Below are 1,223 nucleotides of genomic sequence, written 5' to 3' on the forward strand. Positions count from 1 at the left end.
GTTCGTCGATGAAGGAAATCATCGCTTCAGTGGGCGGTCGAGCTCCGCCTGGGCAAAATACGCCGAGGCTTTGCGTAGAATCTCATTCGCCTGACGAAGCTCTCGGTTCTCCCGTTCCAGAGCCTTCATCTTCTCAGCCACGTCACTCGGCAAACCTGCACGCTTGCCGCTGTCGACCTCGGCCTTCTTCACCCATTCATGGAGGGTATGCGCCGAGCAGCCGATCTTGGACGCTATCGATGATACAGCCGCCCAGCGCGATGAATGCTCGGCTTCATGTTCCGTCACCATCCGAACGGCACGAGTACGGACTTCAGGAGAGAATTTGTTCGTCGTCTTGCTTGTCATAGACCCTATTTCTCACGAGTTGGGGTCTCCGGCAAACCCGGTGCGGTTCACTACCCCAATTGGAGGAGGCACCGAGTGGCGTCTTGTGCCAATAATTCTCATGGTTTCTGTTTTATTATCCACTGAAAGACTGTTCGGTGGTATGTAACTGGTGCTTAGCTATGAAAATATCTCGTTTTACACTTGTATGGGCCGCGACCGCGATAGTGATAACCACAGGGATCACAGAAGCGAGACTGCTTCCGGCAGCAGACAGTAAAAAGCCGCTTCTTCAACTTAAACAGAGCCCTGACAACTGGCTCGAAACGGAATGCATGCCATCGCTAAATTTAGGTGAGCAGTGTCGGCAAGGCGCTGCTCGCAGGGTGGCAACCTCCTTCTTCAAAAATGATTATAAGAAGTCTCGATTCTATCTTGATGCGTTCTACAGGCTATACAAGGCAAACTACGACTACGCAGAGGATCCTTGCCCACTGGGACATTACCAAACGAAATTGGGTCCTCAGGACGTTTACTACCAATTCGGCTATTGGCAATCAAAGTACGCCCTCGATATTGCTCAAGATACACCAAACAGGACGGGTACTGGCCTCAGAGCCTTCCTCTGCAGCATCATTGGTGATGGATTTTCATCAAAACGAAATCTCACGGAGTATCGTTTTACCCGTGATAATTTCCGGAAATTTGTGAAAGAAAATTATCGCGGACGAAAAGATATGGACCCTGAGGTCTTTATTTCCGAGGTTCAAGAACCTGCACAAGCAATGTACGACAACATCACAAGCGGAATTGTTTGGGGTAAGAGTCCGTTTGAGAATTTGCTTTAATGGCTGATACGGCGCAACAACAGGCTCCCCATGGCGACGTGGATCATC

The 1,223-nt window shown here is 50.0% G+C and carries 1 protein-coding gene, 1 pseudogene and 1 other annotated feature; of the genes and pseudogenes, one reads left to right on the forward strand and one right to left on the reverse strand.

Annotated features, from left to right (window positions below; translation table 11 throughout):
- Window positions 1–64, reverse strand: a sequence feature (AL1L pseudoknot). This feature is flagged as partial in the annotation.
- A pseudogene (locus HWD97_RS24160) lies at window positions 1–348 on the reverse strand (transposase); the annotation flags it as partial. (Overlaps the previous feature by 64 nt.)
- Before the next feature lie 161 nt (window positions 349–509).
- Here HWD97_RS24160 and HWD97_RS24165 point away from each other — a divergent pair.
- The gene (locus tag HWD97_RS24165) at window positions 510–1,175 is read left to right on the forward strand and encodes a hypothetical protein (RefSeq protein WP_371835797.1); all 666 of its coding nucleotides are present in this window, start codon (window positions 510–512) and stop codon (window positions 1,173–1,175) included.
- The last annotated feature ends 48 nt before the right edge of the window (window positions 1,176–1,223 follow it).

It is taken from the genome of Ochrobactrum sp. C6C9, assembly GCF_022627935.1.
GTDB lineage: Bacteria > Pseudomonadota > Alphaproteobacteria > Rhizobiales > Rhizobiaceae > Brucella > Brucella teleogrylli.